Raw genomic sequence first — 19,067 nt, 5'->3', positions numbered from 1 at the left:
GACGCGCTCACCAGGGGTGGACGGTGCCGTCGGTCAACCGGTTCACCGGCAGGTAGGCCGGCGCGTACGGGTAGCGGGCCGCGGCCTCCTCGTCGATGTCCACGCCGAGGCCGGGGGTCTCGGCGGGATGCAGGTAGCCGTCGTCGAAGTGGTAGCCGTGCGGGAAGACCTCGTCGGTGAGCGCGGTGTGCCGCATGTATTCCTGAAGGCCGAAGTTGGGGATGGCGAGGTCCAGGTGCAGCGCGGCGGCCATGCAGACCGGGGAGAGGTCGGTGGCGCCGTGCGAGCCGCTGCGGACGTGGTGCAGCGCGGCGAGGTCGAAGATGCGGCGCAGGTGGGTGAGACCGCCGGCGTGGACCACGGTCGTCCGGACGTAGTCGATGAGCTGTTCCCGGATGAGCTGGGCGGTGTCCCAGACGCTGTTGAAGACCTCGCCGACGGCGATCGGCGTGGTGGTGTGCTGCCGGATGAGCCGGAAGCCCTCCGGCAGGTCCGCCGGGACCGGATCCTCCATCCAGGTCAACGCGAACGGTTCCAGGCTCTTGCCGAGCCGGGCCGCCTCGATCGGGGTGAGCCGGTGGTGCACGTCGTGCAGCAGCCGGAGGGTGGGGCCGAACTCGTCGCGGACCCGGGCGAACACCGTCGGCACGTGCGCCAGGTACGCCTCGGTGGACCAGGTCGTCTCCGTCGGCAGCGCGGCGTCGGCCGGCTCGTAGAACATCTTGTCGGCGCTGACGCCGTACGTCCGGGGCAGGCCGGGCACGCCGCACTGCACGCGCACCGCGCGGTAGCCGAGGTCGACGAAGCGGGCGACCTCGGTGAGCACCTCGTCGACGGTCTCCCCGTTGGCGTGGCCGTAGACGGTCACGCCCTCCCGGGACCGGCCGCCGAGGAGCTGGTAGACGGGCAGCCCGGCGACCTTGCCCTTGATGTCCCACAGCGCGGTGTCGACCGCCGCGATGGCGCTCATGGTGACCGGCCCGCGCCGCCAGTACGACCCCTGGTACAGGTATTGCCAGGTGTCCTCGATCCGGGCCGGGTCGCGCCCGACCAGCAGCGGCACGACGTGGTCGCGCAGGTAGGACGCGACGGCCAGTTCCCGGCCGTTGAGGGTGGCGTCACCGACGCCGGTGACCCCGTCGTCGGTGAGGATCTTCAGGGTCACGAAGTTGCGGCCGGGGCAGGACACGATCACCCGTGCGTCGACGATCCTCATCCGTGCATCATCCCTCAGTTATCGGTCAAGGTCGATTCGGGCCGGGGGGCCGGTCGTGGCGCTGCGCCGCGACCGGCTCCCCGGCCGCATCGGGTCAGGCGACGTCGCAGCTCTGGCCGTTGAGGGTGAACGCGGTCGGTCTGGTGTTGCCGCCGGACCAGCCGGCGAGGAAGCCGAAGGTCGCGGTGCCGCCCGGGCTGATGGCGCCGTTGTAGGCGACGTTCGTGGCGGTGACCTGCGCGCCGCTCTGGGTGTAGGTCGCGCCCCACGCCTGGTTGATCTGCTGGCCGTTGGCGAAGGACCACCGCAGGGTCCATCCGTTGACCGCTGTGGTCCCGGTGTTGCGGACCGTCACGTCGCCCTGGAACCCGTCCGGCCACTGGCCGGTGATCGCGTACGTGACCTGGCAGGCGCCGGTGGACGGCGGCGGGGTGGTCGGCGGGACGGTGGGCGACGGGCTGACGGTCGGCGTGACGGTCGGCGTGGGGGTGGGAGTGCCGGTCCCCCCGCTGACCCGGTAGACGACGGTGCCGTGGCCGGGCACGCTCGCCGAGATCGCGCCGGTGCTGCTGGAGGTGGTGTTGGTCCACGCGTCGCGTAGCGTGAAGTTGCTGCCCGACAGCCCGACGGCCGCCGCGGTGGTGGAGATCGTGGTGGTGCCACTGCCCTGGTTGAACAACGCCACCGCCACATCACCGTTGGCCAACCGCTTCGCCAACACCCGGCGGGTACCGTCGAACGACACCTGCGCCGCCTGCAACGCCAACGCATCCTGACTGATCCCGATCAACGTCGGATTCTTCAGAATCGTCTGCGTCGCCGCGTTCATGTTCCGCAGATCGTTACCCGCGATCAACGGCGACGCCAACACCGCCCACAACGCGAAATGACTCCGCATCTCCGTGTCGGTCATCCCACCCCGACCCACCTCCAACATGTCCATGTCGTTGAACGCCCCCGGCCTCGCCCGCCCCGCAAGCGGCACCGTCACGTCCACAATGTTCTGGATCCCCATCGGATACCCGTTGGTCTGCCCCGAGTTCCACGTGTTCGTGATGTCCTCGGTGGTCCGCCACATGTTCGCCACATCACCCCAGTCCCGCTGCGGACCCGTCTTCGAATGCACACTGTTGGAGTTGATGCTGTACACGATCGGCCGACCCGTCCCCGCCAGGGCATCACGCATCAGGTTGAACACCCGCACCTGCTCATCGATCGACCCAGACGGCGAACACCAGTCGTACTTCAGATAGTCCACCCCCCAGGACGCGAACTGACGCGCGTCCTGCACCTCATGCCCCTGCGCCCCCGTCGACCCCGGATAACTGTTGAAATACTGCGCACACGTCTTCGTCAACGGACCCTGATAGATCCCGAACTTCAACCCCCGCGCATGAATGTAGTCACCCAGGGCCTTCATCCCCGACGGAAACCGACCCGGATCCCCCTGCAGATTCCCCGCCGAATCCCGATTCGGGTTCATCCAACAGTCATCCACCACCACATACTCATACCCGGCATCCCGCATACCAGAACTCACCATCGCGTCCGCCATCTGCCGGATCAACGACTCACTGATATTGCAACCAAACGTGTTCCAACTGTTCCACCCCATCGGCGGCGTACGAGCCGCACCGTTGGCGAGGGCGAGCGCCTCGGGTGTCCGCAGCACGGTGGCGGCTCCGGCCGTCACCAGCAGCAGTCCGGCCGCCAACGCGGTGGCCGTCCGGCGACCGCGAGCGAGCATCCTCATGCCTACCATCCCTTTCGGAGCAGGTGGCGCACCGCTCGCCGAGACGCACGGGGGCGACGCGGCGCGCGAGCGCGTTCGCTGTTAGCGCTAACAGGTGCCGCCCGTCCGCACCATGAACGTTGATGTCCCGCATGGGGTCGGCCACCGGACTCCCGGCGGTTGCCGCCTCAGATCCATAGGGTTTCGTGGATGGGTCAGCGGCGTCAAGACGTCTGACGTTATCGTGAACATTTTGTCGGGGGTGGTCGCTCGTGTCCGCAGGCTCGTCCTACCGCAATCCGGTCGTGCCCGGCTTCCACCCCGACCCGAGCGTCTGCCGGGTCGGGGCGGACTACTATCTGGTCTGCTCCAGCTTCGAGTACGTCCCGGGGGTGCCGCTCCTGCACAGCCGGGATCTGGTCAACTGGCGGCAGATCGGCAACGTCCTGGACCGGCCGAGCCAGCTACCGCTCCCGCCGGACACCGTGGCGTCCCAGGGCATCTTCGCGCCCACCATCCGCCACCACGACGGCCGGTTCTGGGTGGTCACCACGAACGTCAGCGTGGGCCGGCACCTCATCGTCTCCGCCCCGGATCCCACCGGCCCATGGTCCGAGCCGGTCTGGTTCGACCTGCCGCACGTCGACCCGTCGCTGGCCTGGGACGACGAGGGCAACTGCTGGCTGACCACCTCCGGCGTGGACCTCTACCGGATCGACCCGGAACGGGGCCGGGTCCTGGAGGGCCCGATCCACCTGTGGTCGGGCACCGGCGGCCAGTATCCGGAGGCCCCGCATCTCTACCCGATCGACGGTTGGTGGTACCTGCTGCTCTCCGAGGGCGGCACGCACACCGGGCACGCCGTCTCGGTCGCCCGGTCGCGCAGCCCTCGCGGTCCCTTTGAGCCGGCGCCGGCCAACCCGATCCTCACCCACCGGAGCACCGACCTGCCGGTGCAGGCCACCGGGCACGCCGACCTGGTCCAGGCCGCCGACGGCAGTTGGTGGATGCTCCTGCTCGGCATCCGGGCCCGGGGGCAGTGGCCGCCCTACCACGTCCTCGGCCGGGAGACCTTCCTCGCGCCGGTGCGCTGGGTGGACGGCTGGCCGGTCGTCGACCCCGTCCGGGAGGTCACCCCCGCGCCCGCCAGCACCGCCCCGGCCGGCGCGATCCAGGTCGAGACCGCTCCGCACCGCGACGACTTCGACTCGGCCGTCCTCGCACCAGAGTGGATCTCGCCCCGCGCCCGGCCCGACGCGGCCTGGTCGCTCACCGCCCGGCCCGGATGGCTGACCCTGCACGCCACCGGGACGACCCTTGACCGCGCCGGCGCGACGATCGTGGGGATGCGCCAGCGGCACCACGACTGCCGCGCCAGCGCACGCCTGGACCCGGGTGGCGGCACCGCCGGGCTCACCATCCGGATCGACGAGGCACACCACTACGACCTGGAGGTCCGCGACGGCACCGTGCGGGTCGTCGGCCGGGTCGGGCCGTTCCACCAGGTCTTCGCCACCCTCGCGGTCGACGGCGGTCCGCTCGTCCTGACCGTCGCCACCCGGACCCACGACCTCCGCCCGCCGACCGTGACCTCGGCCGCCGAGCCGGCGGCCGGCGCCGCGCCCCTCGGCGTACGGCCCGCCGGCTGCGACATGGTCACGTTCGAGGTGGCCACCGCCGACGGCACCCACCTGCTTGCCGAACTCGACGGCCGTTACCTGTCCACCGAGGTCGCGGCCGGCTTCACCGGACGGGTCATCGGCATGTACGTGACGGCCGGCACCGCCGCGTTCGACTGGTTCGAGCAGCGCCCGTCGGCGTAGCGGGCGTGTTCGGCGGACCGGGGCGGCCCGCCGGCCGCGGGTCAGGCCGGTTCGGGGACGCCTCCGGGCTCGCCGTCGTCGGGCATCGGCTCGACCGGCGCCTCCGGCAGCTCGTCGGGCGTCTCCGGGAGGAGTTCCCCCGGATCGTCCGGCACGTCCTCGCGCGGGTCCAACGGCGGGTACACCTCGGGGTCGAGGTCGGGATTCGTCATCGACCCATTATCGGACGAGATCGCCGGCGTCGCTCGACGAGCAGGTTAGCGTGCCGGCGCAGGGGGTACGCGCCGAGCGCTCCGGCAGCCGCTCCCGAGGAGGCCAGATGACGTCTGCCGACGCCTTCTTCGACCAGTTGTCGGCGATGGGGTACGACGCCCGGCTCGGCAAGGTCTGCGGCAGCGTCCGGATCGACATCCGCGGCGACGGCGGACTGCGGCACTGGCGACTCGACATCGACCGGGGACACCTTCGCGTCAGTCACGACGCCGGCCCCGCCTCGACGGTCATCACCACCTCGGAGCGGACCGCCGAGGCGATGGCGGCGGGCGGGATGAACGGGCTGGCCGCGATCAGCCGGGGCGAGATCCTGGTCGACGGGGATCTCGGCCTGGCCCTGCGGATCGGGCGGCTCTTCCCGTCGCGGGCGGAGGCGGGCGCCCGGCCGGGCGGGCCCGACGGCGGTGTCGGATGAAGGACGTGCCGGGCACGGTGTCGTGCATCGACGGCAACACGTTCATCGTGTCGGACAGCTCCGGCGACATCGAGTCCTCGACGGCGGCACCGGTCGGCCTGTTCACCGTCGACAGCCGATACCTGTCGCGCTGGGTGCTCACGGTGGACGGTGAGCGGATGACGGCCCTGTCGGTGGACGACAGCCACTACTTCGAGGCGGCGTTCTTCCTGGTCCCCGGCGGTCAGATGGACTACGTGCAGGCGGACGTGTCGGCCATCCGGCGACGGCGCATCGACGCCGACCTGACCGAGTCGATCACCGTTTTCAACTTCGGCGAGCAACCGCGGGAGGTGGACGTCCGGCTGGAGGTGGCGGCCGACTTCGCCGACATCTTCGAGATCAAGTTCGACGTCGGCGTCAAGACCGGCGAGCTGTACACCGAGGTCGCGCCGGACGGGTTGCGGCTGGGCTACCGCCGCGACACCTTCCACCGGGAGGTTTCCATCACCGCCGACCGGCCGGCCACGTTCACCCCCGACGACATCCGGTTCACGGTCCGGCTGGAGCCCGGCGCCGACTGGTCGGTCGAGCTGCGGGCGGAGATGCGGGCGTGGCGGCCCGACGGCGTCGACCTGCGGGCCGGGCCCCGCTCCCTGCGGTCGGACGCGTCAGTCCTGCCCGAGAGCGTGCGGGCCTGGGTGGCCGCGGCGCCGACGCTGGACACCGACAGCGCCACCCTGCGGCAGGTGTACCACCGCAGCCTGGTGGACCTGGCCGCGCTCCGCTTCGCGCCGCTCTCGCTCGGCGGCGCCACCGTGCCGGCCGCCGGCCTGCCCTGGTTCATGACGCTGTTCGGCCGCGACAGCCTGCTCACCTGCCTCCAGACGCTCCCGTTCACGCCGGCGCTGACCCCGCCGACGTTGCGCATCCTCGCCTCGCTCCAGGGCGCGCGGAACGACGACGTGCTGGAGGAGGACCCCGGGCGGATCCTGCACGAACTGCGTTACGGCGAGTCCGCGGCGTTCGAGGAGCAACCCCACTCGCCGTACTACGGGACGGTCGACGCGACCCCGCTGTTCGTGGTGCTGCTCGACGAGTACGAACGGTGGAGCGGGGACACCGCGTTGGTCCGGGAACTCGAACCGGAGACACGCGCGGCGCTGACCTGGATGGCTGGTCCCGCCGACCTCACCGGCGCGGGCTACCTCTCCTACCAGCGACGCAACGTGGAGACGGGGCTGGAAAACCAGTGCTGGAAGGACTCCTGCGACAGCATCTCCTACGCCGACGGCCGGTTGCCGGGCTTCCCCCGGTCGACGTGCGAGGCCCAGGGGTACGCCTACGACGCGAAGATCCGCGCGGCCCGGCTGGCGCGCGAGATCTGGCACGACGCGGCCTTCGCCGACCGGCTCGAACGGGAGGCGGCGGCGTTGTACGAGCGCTTCAACCGCGACTTCTGGCTGGAGGATCGCGGTTGGTACGCGGTGGCCCTCGACCCGGACGGCACCCCGGTGGACAGCCTGACCTCCAACATCGGGCACCTGTTGTGGAGCGGCATCGTGCCACCGGAGCGGGCCGCCCGGGTGGCCGAGCATCTGATGAGCCCGGCCCTGTTCTCCGGCTGGGGCGTCCGCACGCTGGCCGAGGGGCAGGGCCGCTACAACCCGCTGGGTTACCACACCGGCACCGTGTGGCCGTTCGACAACTCCTTCATCGCCTGGGGGCTGCGGCGCTACGGCTTCACCGACGAGGCCGGCCGGATCGCCGAGGCCATCATCTCCGCCGCCGCCTACTTCGAGGGACGCCTGCCGGAGGCGTTCGGCGGCTTCGACCGCCGGACCACCCGCTACCCGGTCCGCTACCCGACCGCCGGCAGCCCGCAGGCCTGGTCCAGCGGGGCTCCGCTGCTGCTGCTGCGCACCCTGCTCGGCCTCGATCCGCACGAGGACCATCTCGCCACGATCCCGGCGCTGCCGCCGACGTTCGAGCACATCGCCCTGCTGAACGTGCCCGGCCGCTGGGGCCGGATGGACGCCTTCGCCCGGCACCGGCCGGACAATTCGCCGGAAACGTATTGACAAACTTTGTTTCCAGATAGACGCTGAGAGAGCGCTCTCCGCCGCTCTCCGCCACCAACGAGGTGTCCCATGCGTCTTCGGAAACGGCTGCTCGCCGCCGCGTCAACCCTGCTCGTCGCACTTGGCAGCGGCCCGCCCCTCGCCGCGCCCGCGCAGGCGATCGGCCCGAGCCTGCTGCCCGTCACCGTCACCAACACCACCGGCCGCGCCGACGCCGTGCACCTGTACGTCATCGGCACCCAACTGTCCACCGGCCGGCTCGGCTACGTGACCGCGTCCGGCGCGTTCGTGGCCTGGACCGGCGGGCAGATCCCGCCGTCGCCGGCGCCGGACGCCTCCATCCCCGGCCCCGGCAACGGCGGCAGCACCACCCTCCAGTTCCCGCGCGGCTTCTCCGGCCGCGTCTACTTCGCGCTCGGGCAGAAGCTGAAGTTCCTCCTCACGCCCGACGGCCTCGTGCAGCCCGCGCCGTGGGCGGCCGGCGACGCCAACCGCGACATCCTCTTCGACTGGAGCGAGTTCACCTACAACGACTCGGGCCTGTGGCTGAACAGCTCGCAGGTCGACATGTTCGCGGTGCCGCACGCGGTGACCGTGACCGGATCCAACGGCGTCACCCGGCGGACCGGCGACGTGGTGGCGAACGGGCGCAACGCGGTCATCGACGGGATCCGGGCCCAGTCCGGCTGGGCCAACACGGTCCAGACCCGCTCGGACGGCACCGTGTTGCGGGTGCTCGCCCCGGGCAAGGCGGCCGGCGCCGGCCTGCTCAGCGCCACCTACCTCGACTCCTACATCGCCGCCGCCTGGAACGCGTACACCACGAAGACGCTCACCGTGGCGCCCTTCGCCGACCAGCCGTCCGTCCGCTACTACGGCCGCACCTCGGGCACCACCATGACCTTCACCAACGGCAGCGGTCAGGTGGTCGCCTCGTTCAAGCGGCCCTCGTCGGCGAGCGTGTGGGGCTGCGACGGCGACCTGCCCGCGCCGAACGACCAGGTGGTCGGCCCGATCTCGCGTACGCTCTGCGCGGCGCTGAACCGCGGCACGCTCGGCACCGTCGACACCCAGCCCAGCACCGACGCCGCCGCCTTCTACCGCAACTCCCCCACCAACCAGTACGCCCGGCTGATCCACGCCAACATGGCCGACGGCAAGGCGTACGCGTTCGCCTTCGACGACGTCGGCGCGTTCGAGTCGCTCGTGCACGACGGCGACCCCCGCTCCGCCGGGCTGATCCTCAGCCCGTTCGGCGGCGGCTCGACGAGCACCGCGACCGCGCTTGTCAGCAGCCTCAACAACAAGTGCGTCGACGTGCCCAGCTCGAACTTCGTCGACCGCGCCCCGCTGCAGATGTGGAACTGCAACAACACCAACGCGCAGAAGTGGACGTTCAGCGGTTCGGCGCTGCGCAGCCAGAACGGCAAGTGCATGGACGTCGACGGCGGCTCGACCGCCAACGGCGCGACCGTCCAGCTCTACGCCTGCAACGGCACCGGCGCCCAGCAGTTCACCCTCACCGCCGCCGGTGACCTGGTCAACCCCCAGGCCAACAGGTGCGTCGACATCAAGGACCGCAACACCGCCGACGGGGCCCGGCTCCAGTTGTGGGACTGCAACGGCACCACCGGCCAGAAGTGGCGCAAGGGCTGACCCGACGGCAGGCGCGACGGGGGCCGGCGGCCCCCGTCGCGCCAGGCCCTAGATCGACGCCGTCGAGCCCGCGTTGACGGAGTACTCGGCGCCGGTCACCTGGCGGGAGGCCGGGCCGGCGAGGAAACGCACCACGGCGGCGACGTCCGCCGGCTCGTTCATCCGGCCCAGCGCCAGCCGGCGCATCTCGTGCACGAAGTGGTCCGCCGCCGCCTCGGTGTCGATGCCGAGCCGCTGTGCGAGCGAGGCGAGGAAGACCTCCATGGTCGACGTGCGGGTCGGACCCGGCGCCACCGTGTTGACCCGGACCCCCGCCGGGCCGTACTCCATCGACAGCGCCTTGGCCAGGGCCAGCAGCGCGGCCTTGCTCACCGCGTAGTCGACCAGGTACGGCTTGGGGTGCCGGGCGGCCTCGGAGCCGATGTTCACGACGCTGCCGCCGCCGCGCTCGGCCATCCTCGGGACGATCGCTCGGCAGAGGCGTACGCACGACATCACGTTGATCTCCCACGTGCGCTGCCACGCCGCGTCGTCGATAGCGGTGAACGAGTCGCGATACGGTGCCACGGCCACGTTGTTCACCAGGATGTCGACTCCGGTGAAGGCGGTGGCGGCGGCGTCGGTGACACGTCGCACGCCCTCCGCCGTACCCAGGTCGGCGGCAACCACCGTGACGCCGGGTAACCGCTCACACGCGGACGGGTCCAGGTCGGCGACCACGAGGTGACAGCCCTCGCCGGCGAACCTCTGCGCGATCTCGAGGCCGATACCGGAACCGGCTCCGGTCACGACGGCCGTCCGGCCGGTCAACGAGTCATCCATCAGCACTCCAGAAGTAGTCTTCCCCGCGCGCGGCCACGCCGGCCGTGAGGACGCGCTCGACCGCGAACTCGGGCTGCCACAGGTCCCGCCACGCCCACAGTCGCCGGGTCAGCCGCTCCAGCCCCAGTTCCTGCGTCACGCCGATCGCCCCGTGCACCTGGTGCGCGATCCGCGCGACGACACCGGCGGCCCGCGCCGCGACCGCGTGCGCGCTCAGCACCGAGGCCGGGTCATCCGTCTCGGTCAGCGCACGGTCGAGCACGGCCGCCGTGAGCACCGACTGGGCGTGCGCCTCGGCCACGAGTGACGCCACGGCCTGGAAGCGGGCGATCGGTCGGCCGAACTGCACCCGGGTCTCCGCGTAGGAGGCGGTACGCCCCACCGCCGCCTCGATCGCCCCGGCCAGCCGTGCGGTGTGCAACACCCGCCAACGCGCCAGCACCGACCCGCCCGCCTGACCCGAGGCAGGTACGGCCATCTCGTCGACCGGCTCCCCCGCGATGTTCCGCCCCTCCCGCAGGTCCCGAACCGGCACCACGGCGTCGCTTCCGTCGAGCACGAGCACATCGGCGCACCAGCGCCCCCACGGCGTCAGCGCCTCCCCCGGCCCGATCGGCAGTGCCACCCCGACGGCGCCGCCCAGCGCCCCGGCGTACAGCTCCGGCACCGGGGCCGACAGCCCGGCGGCGGCGATGGCCCGTACGACAGCGGCGAGGTCGGCGAGCGATCCCCCGTACCCACCGTCGGTCTCGGCCACGGCCAGCAGGTGCCACTGTTCCTCCCGGGTGATGCGCCACACCGCGGCCATGTCCACGGCGGTGCGCAGCCGCGCCACCGCGGCGTCCGCCACCGGATCGGCCGTCGACGTCATCGCGCCTCCTTCAGGGCGGCCCGGGCGACGAGCACTCCGAGCACCTCCGTCGTGCCGCCGCGCAGCGTGAAACCGGGCGCGGACAGCTGCGCGTCCGCGAGCATCGCGACGAACCGGGGCCATGCCGCCGCGCCCACCTCGGCACGGGTCAGTCCGCGAGCCGCCTCGATGACGTCGGCCTCGAACCGGTTGCCGAGCAGCTTGAGCGTCGCGGCGGCGGCGACCGGCGCCTCCCCCGCGTCCATCCGCGCCGCCACCTGCCGGCCGAGGGCCCGCAGCGCGGTGAGCCGGGCGACGAGTTCGCCGCACCCCCCGTTGCCGGCGGCGGCGAGCATCAGGCGCAGCAGGGGGTACGTGCTCAGGACGCGCTCGGGCCCGCCCCGCTCGAACGAGAGCTGGTCGGTCACCTGGGACCAGCCGTTGCCGACGACGCCGAGCACCCAGGCGTCGGGCACGACGGCACCGTCGAGGAAGACCTCGCAGAAGTGACCCGGACCGCGCAGATCCGGGATCGGCCGGACGGTGACGCCCGGCTGGTCGAGGTCGAGGACGAACTCGGTCAGCCCCTCGTGCCGGGCCGGACCGGTCGGTGTGCCACCGGTGCGGGCCAGGACGTAGGCATGGGTGGCCCGGTGGGCGTGACTGGACCACACCTTCTGCCCGGTCAGCGCCCAACCGCCGGGGACCCGCTCGGCGCGGGTACGCACGGCGGCGAGGTCGGAGCCCGCCTCGGGTTCGCTCATGCCGAGGCAGAACCGCGCCTCGCCGGCGGCGATCCGGGGCAGGACGTCCGCCTTCAGCTCCTCGGTGCCCCACCGCGCCACGGCCGGACCGATCTGCCGGTCGGCGATCCAGTGCGCGGCGACCGGGGCGCCGGCCCGCAGCAGTTCCTCGGTGAGCACGAACCGGTCGACGAAGCCACGACCGTGCCCGCCGTACCGTGGCTCCCAGGTGAGCCCGATCCAGCCGTGGGCGGCGAGCAACCGGCTGAACTCCTCGTCGTACCCGAGCAGCCACGAGTCGCAGCGCGGCTCGAAGCGGCCCGCGCGCCGCCACCGCTCCAACTGGTGCCGGATCTCGGCCCGTTCGACGGACGTCACGGCGTACCCAGAACGTCCGCCTGGTGCTCACCCAGCATCGGCGCGGGACGGTACGGCGCGAGCGGGGTGGCGGACAGGTTGATGGGTGCGGCGATGCTGCGCAGCGTCCCGACAGCCGGGTGGTCGACGAGCGAGACGACACCACGGGCGGCGAGATCCGGGTCCCGTAACAGCTCCTCGTAGCGGGCCAGCGGCGCGCACGGCACGTCGAGGTGGTCGAGGATCGCGAGCCACTCGTCGGTGGATCTGGTGCTCATGATCTCGGCGACGATGCCGTACAGCGCATCGGCATTGGCGATCCGCCTGCCGACGGTGTTGAAGCGCGGATCGTCAAGCACCGCGCCGCGACCGGCCCGGTCGAGGAACCGCCGCCACTGACGCTCGGTGTAGATCATGACGCAGAGGTGCCCGTCACGGGTGCGGTACGGGCGGCGGTTGGCGGCGGCCGTCCGCGGATAGACCGGCGGCGCGACGGGTGGCTCGAACGTCCAGCCGTCGAGTTGTTCGAGCAGGCCGAAGGCGAACATGGTGTCGAACATCGGGACCTCGACCCGCTGTCCCTGACCGGTCTCGTCCCGGTGGCGCAGCGCGGCGAGCACCCCGACGACGGCGGTGAGACCGGCGAGCTTGTCCGCGACCGGGGTGACGACGTACCCGGGCTCGTCCTGGTTGATGCTCTGGAGCGCGGCCAGGCCGGAGGCGCCCTGGATGATGTCGTCGTAGGCCGGGCGGTCGGCGTGCGGGCTGTCGCCGCTGAACCCGGGGATCGCGCAGTAGACCAGCCCGGGGTGCAGACCCGCGCAGTCCGGGTAGGACAGGCCGAGGCGCTCGGCCGCGCCGGGCCGCATGTTGTGCACGAGCACGTCGGCGGTCGGCACGAGCCGGGCCAGTTCCGCCCGCCCCTCCGGCGTCCCGAGGTCGAGCACGACACTGCGCTTGCCCCGGTTCATGTTCAGGAACACCGCTGCCATGCCCGGCACGGTGCTGGCGCCGAGGTGCCGGGCGATGTCGCCGCCGGGTGGCTCGATCTTGACCACGTCGGCGCCCAGGTCGGCGAGCATGAGGGTGCAGTACGGACCGGAGAAGGTACTGGTCAGATCCAGCACCCGTACGCCGTGCAGCGGGCCGCTCACCGCACGGCCCGCCGGCGCAGCGACCACATCTGCGCGGCCCGCTCCGCCTGCATCGCCTGCTCCCACGCGTCGGCGCCGGGGCCGGCCGAGCGGCGGAAGGACGCGGTGATCTGGCGGCTCAGCTCCGGGTCGGCCGGGGCTTGCGCGGCCAGGGCCAGGGCCCGCGCGTCCACCTCGTCGTCGGCGACGCACTCCCAGGCCAGTCCGGCCTGCGCCGCGCGCCGTCCGTCGATCTCCTGGTTGAGCAGTGTCATGGCAGCCGCGCCGGAACGACCGAGCGCGGTGGCCGCGAGCAGCAGGTGCCCGCCGCCGGGATGCAACCCGATCGCGCCGAAACCCGCGACGATGCGAGCGTTCTCGGCCACGACCCGGACGTCCGCGGCGAGCAGCAGGTTGACTCCGGCGCCGACGGCGGCGCCGCGGACCGCCGCGACGACCGGGACGCCGAGCCGACCCAGCCGGTGGAACGACTCGTAGACGACGCCGAGGTCGGCGTAGCGACGGGGGTCCGCGGGATCCTCCGCCACGTCGTCGAGCAGGGCCCGGTGCGCTCCGGCGCAGAAGTGCCCGCCGCCGCCGCGCACCACGGCGGCGCGCACCCGCGGGTCGGCGTCGACCCGCGCGACCGTCTCCACCAGCTCACGCGCCATCGCGAGGGTGAGCGCGTTGCGACGCCGCGGCGCGTCGAGCGTGATGACCGCGACGCCGTCGACGACCTCCAGGCCGACCTCGGACCGGTCCACGGCCGCCGTCACCCGAGCACCGCCAGACCGGCCTCGGCGACCTCCATGTCCTGGGTGTAGTGGCCGCCGCTGACCCCGATCGCGCCCACGACCGCTCCGTCGACCCGGATCGGGAAACCGCCGCCGAACGTGACCAGCCGGTCGATGCCGGCGGGCGCCCCCATGGCGAGCGGCCCGTCGTCCTTGATGAAGTCGTACCATCCGTCGCTGCTCAGCCCGAAGCCGACCGCGGTGTACGCCTTGTCCTGGGCGAGCTGCACGGTGACCAGCGGGGCGCCGTCCATCCGCTGGTACGCCTTCAGCACCCCGCTCTCGTCACAGATCGCGACCGTGACCGGAAGCCCCATCGACTCGGCCCGCGCCACCGCGGCGTCGAGCGCGGCGCGGGCCGCCGCGTGCGCGATCGTCGGCCGGTTGACCACGGTGGACGGCACGGACGACGTCGGCGCCTCGTCCTGGTACGGCAGGAACGGATCCCGCCGGCGATATCCGTTGCGGCGCGGGGCCCGACCGGTGCGACCACTCATGACTGCTCCTCCTCGTCCGGACGATGGCTGCTGATGCCGAACATGCGGGCGATCCGCTCCTCGGCGAAGCGGGACACGCCGCCCTCCCGGGACACCGAGCGGACGCCCTCGACCTGCAACAACGCCGGGCGCACCAGCGCGCCCATGGTGACCGGGGCGGACGGACACGCCCGACACCGGCCCTTGAAGCTGACCCGGGCGTCGCCCGCGTCGTCGACCGCGACGGTGATGCCGCCGCCGTGCGCCTCGACGAGCTGCCGGACCTTCCCCTCCAACGCCTGGTCGGCCGCACGGCTCAGGTCAGCGGCGGCCACGGCGCACCGCCTTGTGGGCCGGGGTGGCGGCCCCGGCGCCGTACAGGGCCTCGGTCTTCGCCTCGATGTCGATCCCCATCAGCCGGGCGAAGTTGCGACCGAAGATCTTGTCCTTGACCTCGTCGGTCAACTCGGGGTAGCCGTAGCCGTCCTGTAGGTCCTCCGGCATCGTCATGTCCGCGAACAGGTCGATGTACGCCTGCACCTTGGGCCAGACGAACGCCTCCGAGCCCCAGAGCAGCCGGTCCGGGCCGACGTGGAGCAGACACTTGCCGATCGCGTGCAGCGCCGCGCGGGGCGCGACCGGGTACTGGTTGATCCAGGCGGTCAGCGCCAGGTGGATGTTCTCGTAGCGCGAGGCGATGTTGATGGTCTCGTCGATGAACGGCTCGCCGAGGTGGTGGACGATGAAGTTCATCTCCGGGAAGTCCTGGGCCGCGCGCTCCAGGTCGTAGGGGGCCAGGTCGGCGATGTGCTGGGTGTTGAACGCCAGCCCCTTGTGGAACTGCACGTTCGTCACCCCGTGCTCCAGGCACGCCTCCCAGATCGGATACGCCACGTCGGGGTCGTCGATGCGCCAGGACACGCCGCCGGAGTGGGCCTGGTAGAACTTGAAGCTGACCGCGCCCCACTCCCGGATCTGCCGGATCGCCTCGGTGACGGCGCCGTACCGCCCGTGCGTGATCGGGTCGACGCCGCCGCAGAAGAGCACCCGGTCGGGATATGCCTCCTTCAGCTTGTAGTTGTTCTCCGCCGGGGAGAAGCCGAGCTTCCAGCCGCCGTGGCTCGGCACCGTCTGCGCCATGGCGATGTCGGTGTCGGACTCCTCGAAGATGAGGCGGTAGGCGTCCTCGACGGAGAGCTCCCGGTCGGAGATGTCGTCGTAGGGGAAACCCGGCTTCGAGTACTTCTTCGCGTACTCCACCAGGGCGTTCGTCGACTTGCGGCCACCGCCGTACGTCTCGTCGTAGTTGTCCTCGGTGAGCTTGTACATGTGGATGGCGTTGTCGAAGATGAAGTGGTTGCCCTTCACGGTCAGCCCCTCTCGCTGGTCTGGTCCTGCGGTGGATCGGGATGTTCGGCCTCGAGCCGCTCGACGTGCCGGACGGCCAACCGGCGGCGGCGACGCACCGCCAGGCCGGCGACGGAGACGCCGACGATGACGGCGACGCCGTTGAAGACGCTCTCGATCCAGGTCGCCGCGCCGAGGTGCTGGAGACCCGCGATCGTGAAGCTCACGAAGTAGGCGGCGATGAGCGTGCCGAGCATGTTGACCCGCCCCGGGCGCAGCACGGCCGCGCCGAGGAAGGCCGCGGCGAACGCCGGCAGGAGGAACTGCTGCCCCACGGCCGGCTGGCCGGAGCCGATCCGGGACGCCAGCAGCAGCCCGGCGATCGAGGCCAGCACCGCGGCGCCGACGAAGGCCCGCAGGGTGTACGAGTTGACGTTGATGCCGGCCCGCGCGGCGCCGCGCAGGTTTCCGTCCATCGAGTACATCCGCTGCCCGAAGGGCGTCCAGACCACGGCGATCTCCAGCACCACGACCACCACGAGCAGGTACAGCAGCGGCAGCGGAATGCCGCCGAGATCACCGCGGGCGATTCCGGTGAAGCTCTCCGGGACGTTCTGGAAGATGACCCGGCCACCGGTGACCAGGTAGAGCAGGCCCATGAGCACGCTGCCGGTCGCCAGGGTCGCGATGATGGACGTCATGCCGAAGCGCAGCACCAGCAGGGTGTTGAGCGCGCCGACCACGACGGCGACGGCGATCACCAGCACCACGGCGAGCCAGATCGGCGTCCCGTGGACCGCGATCAGCCACACCGCGAGCCCCTGGGCCAGGCCCAGCATGGGCCCGACCGAGGCGTCGAGGTAGTGGGCGAGCAGCGGCAGGGTCGCCGCCAGGGCCACGATGACGGTGACGGTCTGGTTGACCAGCACGAGTCGGAAGTTGGTGACGGTGAAGTACGTCGACGGGCTGAGCGCCGAGAACGAGGCGATCACCAGCACGAGCAGCCCGATGAGCCCGAACCTGCCGATCGCCCCGACGAGCCACTCGGACCTGCTCTGCCGGGACCGGTCGGCGCTCTGCCGGACGAGGACGGGCGGGGTGGTCAGGGTGTCGGGCATTATCCGGCGCTCCTCTCCAGCGCTGCGGTGCCGCGGACGATGAGCTGCACGCACCGTTCGACGTCGAGATCCCGGGTCGGCCCGTGGTGGACCTGCCGGCCGCCCTTCATGACCAGCAACCGGTCGGCCAGTTCCAGCAGTTCGGGGATGCGGTGGCTGATCACGACCACGGCGTAGCCGGTGTCCCGCAGCCGGACGATGAGGTCGTTGACGACGCGGGACTCCGACGTGCCGAGCGCCGCCGTCGGTTCGTCCATCACCATCACCCGGGGCTCGTGGGCCGCGACGAGCGCCCGGGCGATGGCGACCATCTGCCGCTGGCCGCCGGAGAGCCCTTCGACGAGCACGTTCATGTCGTGCAGGTCGATGCCGAGGCTCTCCAGCACGGCCTGGGTGCGGACCCGCATGGCCTTCTTCCGCAGAACCGGCAGCACCGCGGGGCCGCCGGTCCACTCGCGGCCGAGGAAGACGTTCTCCACCACGCTGAGGTTGTCGCTCAACCCCAGATCCTGGTAGATCATCTCGATGCCGGCGGCGCGCGCCTGCCCGATGGTGTGCGGCGTGAGCTGCCGTCCCGTCACCCGCAGGTGCCCGCTGTCCGGGGCGATCGCCCCGCTCACCACGTTCATGAGCGTGGACTTGCCGGCGCCGTTGTCGCCGACGATGCCCAGGATCTCGCCCGGCCGCACGTCGAAGGAGACGTCCACCACCGCCCGCACCCGACCGTAGGACTTGCTGATCCCGACGGCCTCCAGAACCGGTGCGTCAGTCACTGCGCGGCGCTCCACATCCGGGTGTACCGCTCGGCGAAGTCGACGTACGAGTCCCAGTCGACCTTGCCGTCCTCGGGGGCGTTCGACTGCCGGAAGATGGTCGCCGGGATGCCCTGCTCGGCGTCGGGCAGCGCGGGCTTCCCGGCCAGGAGCCGCACCACCTGGTCGATCGCGGCGTAGGCGTTCCAGCCGCGCACCGCGCCGAAGTCGGCGAACTGGTCGCCCGCGGCCACGCTGCTCAGGCGTTCCGGCTCGGCGTTCTTCGACAGCACCTTGACGTCGGTCCGGCCGGCCGCCTTCAGCGCGGCGATGATGGACTCCACCCCGTTGCCGTAGGGCGTGAAGATGTACTGCAGGTCGTCGCCGTACTTCTGGATCAACGAGGTGGCGATGTTCTGCATCTCGATCGGGTCGCCCGCCTGGGCCAGCGTCCGCTCGCGTACCTCGAGCAGCTGGCACCCGGTGCACGCCGCGAACACCTTCTTGCTGGTGTTCAGCGCCTCCACCAGGTGGGGGTAGCCGACGTCCCAGAGGAAGACGGCCTTCGCGGTGCCCTTGCTGTCGGCGATCGCCTGGGTCACCTGGAGCACCGACTGGAAGGTCTCCCGGCTGGAGACGTTGGCGTCGAAGCCGACCGTTCCGCCTTCCTTGACGGCCGAGATGCCGACCACCGGGATCTTCGCCTTCTGCAACTCGGCGATGCCGTCGGCGGCCTGGTTCTCGGGGATCGCGACGGTGATGACGGCGCTGGGCTTGTGGGTGGCGGCGGTGGCGAGCGCCTTCTGGAAGCCCTCCGGCGTGCCCTGGCCGTCGATGACCTCCGCGGTCCACCCGATCTGCTGGGCGATCGCGGCGGCCTTGCGACCGACCTCCTCGCACGAGGTGCCGATCTTGCACACGATGATGTCGACCTTCGCGCCCGCCACCGGCTTGGCCGACTGCGTCGGGCCGGACCAGTCCTCGTAGACCTTGATCTTGTCCAGGGTGATGTCGGCCTCGGCGCCCTCGAAGTACAGCAGGCCGCCGGTGCCCACCTTGATCAGTTCGGCGGCCTGGGCGGTGTAGGCGTCGTCGACCGGGCCGGGCGTGTCGCCGCCCGAGGACGAGTCGCCGCACGCGGCGGCACCCAGCAGCAGGGCGGCGCTCAGGGCCGCGGCGGCGGAGCGGCGGAGCGCTCTCGGGAACGTGAACAAGATGCCACTCCTCAGGAGACGGCCCACGAGGGACGAGGGAATGTATGCAAAAAGCGGTGATGGCGGTCTGGCATCGAGCGGTTCGTGGTCCCTGTCGTCCGCATCCCGCGGTGACTCAGGAACCTCGAAGTGACGACTTCCTGTGCACAGCCGAAGGTAGTTCGACGTTTCGTGCAGTGTCAAGCATCACCTCTGAACAGGAGATAAGCCGTTACCTCCCTGGGAGGTTGCATGCAGCTCTTGACTTTCGGTACGCAGACGATTCCGCCGTGAGACGTTGTCGGAT

General features: G+C 71.3%; 18 protein-coding genes. 4 read left to right on the top strand and 14 right to left on the bottom strand.

Features of this window, described 5'->3' with window-relative positions; genetic code table 11:
• Positions 1-7 precede the first annotated feature (7 nt).
• Together manD and O7602_RS10750 are read right to left on the bottom strand one after the other, a co-directional pair.
• Positions 8-1,216: a D-mannonate dehydratase ManD gene (gene manD / locus O7602_RS10755; RefSeq protein WP_281588348.1), complete on the bottom strand. Its 1,209-nt coding sequence runs from the start codon at positions 1,214-1,216 to the stop codon at positions 8-10.
• Between the two features lie 94 nt (positions 1,217-1,310).
• Positions 1,311-2,963, bottom strand: a complete 1,653-nt coding sequence (locus tag O7602_RS10750) for a cellulose binding domain-containing protein (protein WP_281590247.1) — start codon at positions 2,961-2,963, stop codon at positions 1,311-1,313.
• Positions 2,964-3,220: 257 nt separating this feature from the next.
• Between O7602_RS10750 and O7602_RS10745 the strand changes: the two genes are divergently transcribed.
• Positions 3,221-4,771 carry a glycoside hydrolase family 43 protein gene (locus O7602_RS10745; protein ID WP_281588346.1) on the top strand — a complete coding sequence of 517 codons (1,551 nt, stop codon included), beginning with the start codon at positions 3,221-3,223 and terminating at the stop codon, positions 4,769-4,771.
• A gap of 41 nt (positions 4,772-4,812) precedes the next feature.
• On the opposite strand, the gene O7602_RS10740 is transcribed toward O7602_RS10745, so the two are convergent.
• Positions 4,813-4,983, bottom strand: coding sequence for a hypothetical protein (locus tag O7602_RS10740; RefSeq protein WP_281588344.1), 171 nt, complete (start codon positions 4,981-4,983; stop codon positions 4,813-4,815).
• A gap of 107 nt (positions 4,984-5,090) precedes the next feature.
• On the opposite strand from O7602_RS10740, the gene O7602_RS10735 reads away from it, so the two are divergent.
• The 3 genes from O7602_RS10735 (at position 5,091) to O7602_RS10725 (ending at position 9,175) form a co-directional block, all read left to right on the top strand.
• The gene (locus tag O7602_RS10735; RefSeq protein ID WP_281588342.1) at positions 5,091-5,459 is read left to right on the top strand and encodes an SCP2 sterol-binding domain-containing protein; all 369 of its coding nucleotides are present in this window, start codon (positions 5,091-5,093) and stop codon (positions 5,457-5,459) included.
• A gap of 5 nt (positions 5,460-5,464) precedes the next feature.
• Entirely contained in the window at positions 5,465-7,519 is a 2,055-nt protein-coding gene (locus tag O7602_RS10730) for a glycogen debranching N-terminal domain-containing protein (RefSeq protein WP_281590245.1), read from the top strand.
• Positions 7,520-7,588: 69 nt separating this feature from the next.
• A complete protein-coding gene (locus tag O7602_RS10725) occupies positions 7,589-9,175 on the top strand; it encodes a beta-1,3-glucanase family protein (protein ID WP_281588340.1) in 1,587 nt (528 codons plus the stop codon).
• Positions 9,176-9,223: 48 nt separating this feature from the next.
• Here the strand turns inward: O7602_RS10725 and O7602_RS10720 are convergent, their stop codons facing one another.
• From O7602_RS10720 to O7602_RS10670, 11 genes are read right to left on the bottom strand one after another with little or no spacing between them, the layout of a single operon-like run.
• Positions 9,224-9,997: an SDR family oxidoreductase gene (locus O7602_RS10720; protein ID WP_281588338.1), complete on the bottom strand. Its 774-nt coding sequence runs from the start codon at positions 9,995-9,997 to the stop codon at positions 9,224-9,226.
• On the bottom strand, positions 9,990-10,868 hold the full coding sequence (locus O7602_RS10715; protein ID WP_281588336.1) for an acyl-CoA dehydrogenase family protein: 879 nt from the start codon (positions 10,866-10,868) through the stop codon (positions 9,990-9,992). The genes O7602_RS10720 and O7602_RS10715 overlap by 8 nt, the downstream gene beginning before the upstream one ends.
• Positions 10,865-11,968: an acyl-CoA dehydrogenase family protein gene (locus tag O7602_RS10710; RefSeq protein WP_281588334.1), complete on the bottom strand. Its 1,104-nt coding sequence runs from the start codon at positions 11,966-11,968 to the stop codon at positions 10,865-10,867. Before O7602_RS10710 ends, O7602_RS10715 begins: the two co-directional genes overlap by 4 nt.
• Positions 11,965-13,101 carry a CoA transferase gene (locus tag O7602_RS10705; protein WP_281588332.1) on the bottom strand — a complete coding sequence of 379 codons (1,137 nt, stop codon included), beginning with the start codon at positions 13,099-13,101 and terminating at the stop codon, positions 11,965-11,967. The genes O7602_RS10710 and O7602_RS10705 overlap by 4 nt, the downstream gene beginning before the upstream one ends.
• Positions 13,098-13,856: an enoyl-CoA hydratase-related protein gene (locus O7602_RS10700; RefSeq protein WP_281588330.1), complete on the bottom strand. Its 759-nt coding sequence runs from the start codon at positions 13,854-13,856 to the stop codon at positions 13,098-13,100. Before O7602_RS10700 ends, O7602_RS10705 begins: the two co-directional genes overlap by 4 nt.
• Complete coding sequence (locus O7602_RS10695; RefSeq protein WP_281588328.1) at positions 13,853-14,371, bottom strand: heme-binding protein; 519 nt, start codon at positions 14,369-14,371, stop codon at positions 13,853-13,855. Before O7602_RS10695 ends, O7602_RS10700 begins: the two co-directional genes overlap by 4 nt.
• Positions 14,368-14,685, bottom strand: coding sequence for a NifU family protein (locus O7602_RS10690; protein ID WP_281588326.1), 318 nt, complete (start codon positions 14,683-14,685; stop codon positions 14,368-14,370). Before O7602_RS10690 ends, O7602_RS10695 begins: the two co-directional genes overlap by 4 nt.
• Complete coding sequence (locus O7602_RS10685; protein ID WP_281588324.1) at positions 14,672-15,718, bottom strand: amidohydrolase family protein; 1,047 nt, start codon at positions 15,716-15,718, stop codon at positions 14,672-14,674. The genes O7602_RS10690 and O7602_RS10685 overlap by 14 nt, the downstream gene beginning before the upstream one ends.
• A 2-nt stretch (positions 15,719-15,720) precedes the next feature.
• Positions 15,721-16,815, bottom strand: a complete 1,095-nt coding sequence (locus O7602_RS10680) for an ABC transporter permease (protein ID WP_281588322.1) — start codon at positions 16,813-16,815, stop codon at positions 15,721-15,723.
• The gene (locus O7602_RS10675; RefSeq protein WP_281588321.1) at positions 16,815-17,588 is read right to left on the bottom strand and encodes an ATP-binding cassette domain-containing protein; all 774 of its coding nucleotides are present in this window, start codon (positions 17,586-17,588) and stop codon (positions 16,815-16,817) included. Before O7602_RS10675 ends, O7602_RS10680 begins: the two co-directional genes overlap by 1 nt.
• The gene (locus O7602_RS10670; protein WP_281588319.1) at positions 17,585-18,781 is read right to left on the bottom strand and encodes a substrate-binding domain-containing protein; all 1,197 of its coding nucleotides are present in this window, start codon (positions 18,779-18,781) and stop codon (positions 17,585-17,587) included. Before O7602_RS10670 ends, O7602_RS10675 begins: the two co-directional genes overlap by 4 nt.
• Positions 18,782-19,067 lie beyond the last annotated feature (286 nt).

It is taken from the genome of Micromonospora sp. WMMD1128 (genome assembly GCF_027497235.1).
GTDB lineage: Bacteria > Actinomycetota > Actinomycetes > Mycobacteriales > Micromonosporaceae > Micromonospora.
This window is presented reverse-complemented; position numbering and strand designations above follow the sequence as displayed.

Coding starts and splice junctions, on each gene's coding strand:
- O7602_RS10695 (WP_281588328.1), bottom strand. CDS start 14,371: ATGAGTGGTCGCACCGGTCGGGCCCCGCGCCGCAACGGATATCGCCGG.
- O7602_RS10720 (WP_281588338.1), bottom strand. CDS start 9,997: ATGGATGACTCGTTGACCGGCCGGACGGCCGTCGTGACCGGAGCCGGT.
- manD (WP_281588348.1), bottom strand. CDS start 1,216: ATGAGGATCGTCGACGCACGGGTGATCGTGTCCTGCCCCGGCCGCAAC.
- O7602_RS10680 (WP_281588322.1), bottom strand. CDS start 16,815: ATGCCCGACACCCTGACCACCCCGCCCGTCCTCGTCCGGCAGAGCGCC.
- O7602_RS10735 (WP_281588342.1), top strand. CDS start 5,091: ATGACGTCTGCCGACGCCTTCTTCGACCAGTTGTCGGCGATGGGGTAC.
- O7602_RS10715 (WP_281588336.1), bottom strand. CDS start 10,868: ATGACGTCGACGGCCGATCCGGTGGCGGACGCCGCGGTGGCGCGGCTG.
- O7602_RS10725 (WP_281588340.1), top strand. CDS start 7,589: ATGCGTCTTCGGAAACGGCTGCTCGCCGCCGCGTCAACCCTGCTCGTC.
- O7602_RS10750 (WP_281590247.1), bottom strand. CDS start 2,963: ATGCTCGCTCGCGGTCGCCGGACGGCCACCGCGTTGGCGGCCGGACTG.
- O7602_RS10740 (WP_281588344.1), bottom strand. CDS start 4,983: ATGACGAATCCCGACCTCGACCCCGAGGTGTACCCGCCGTTGGACCCG.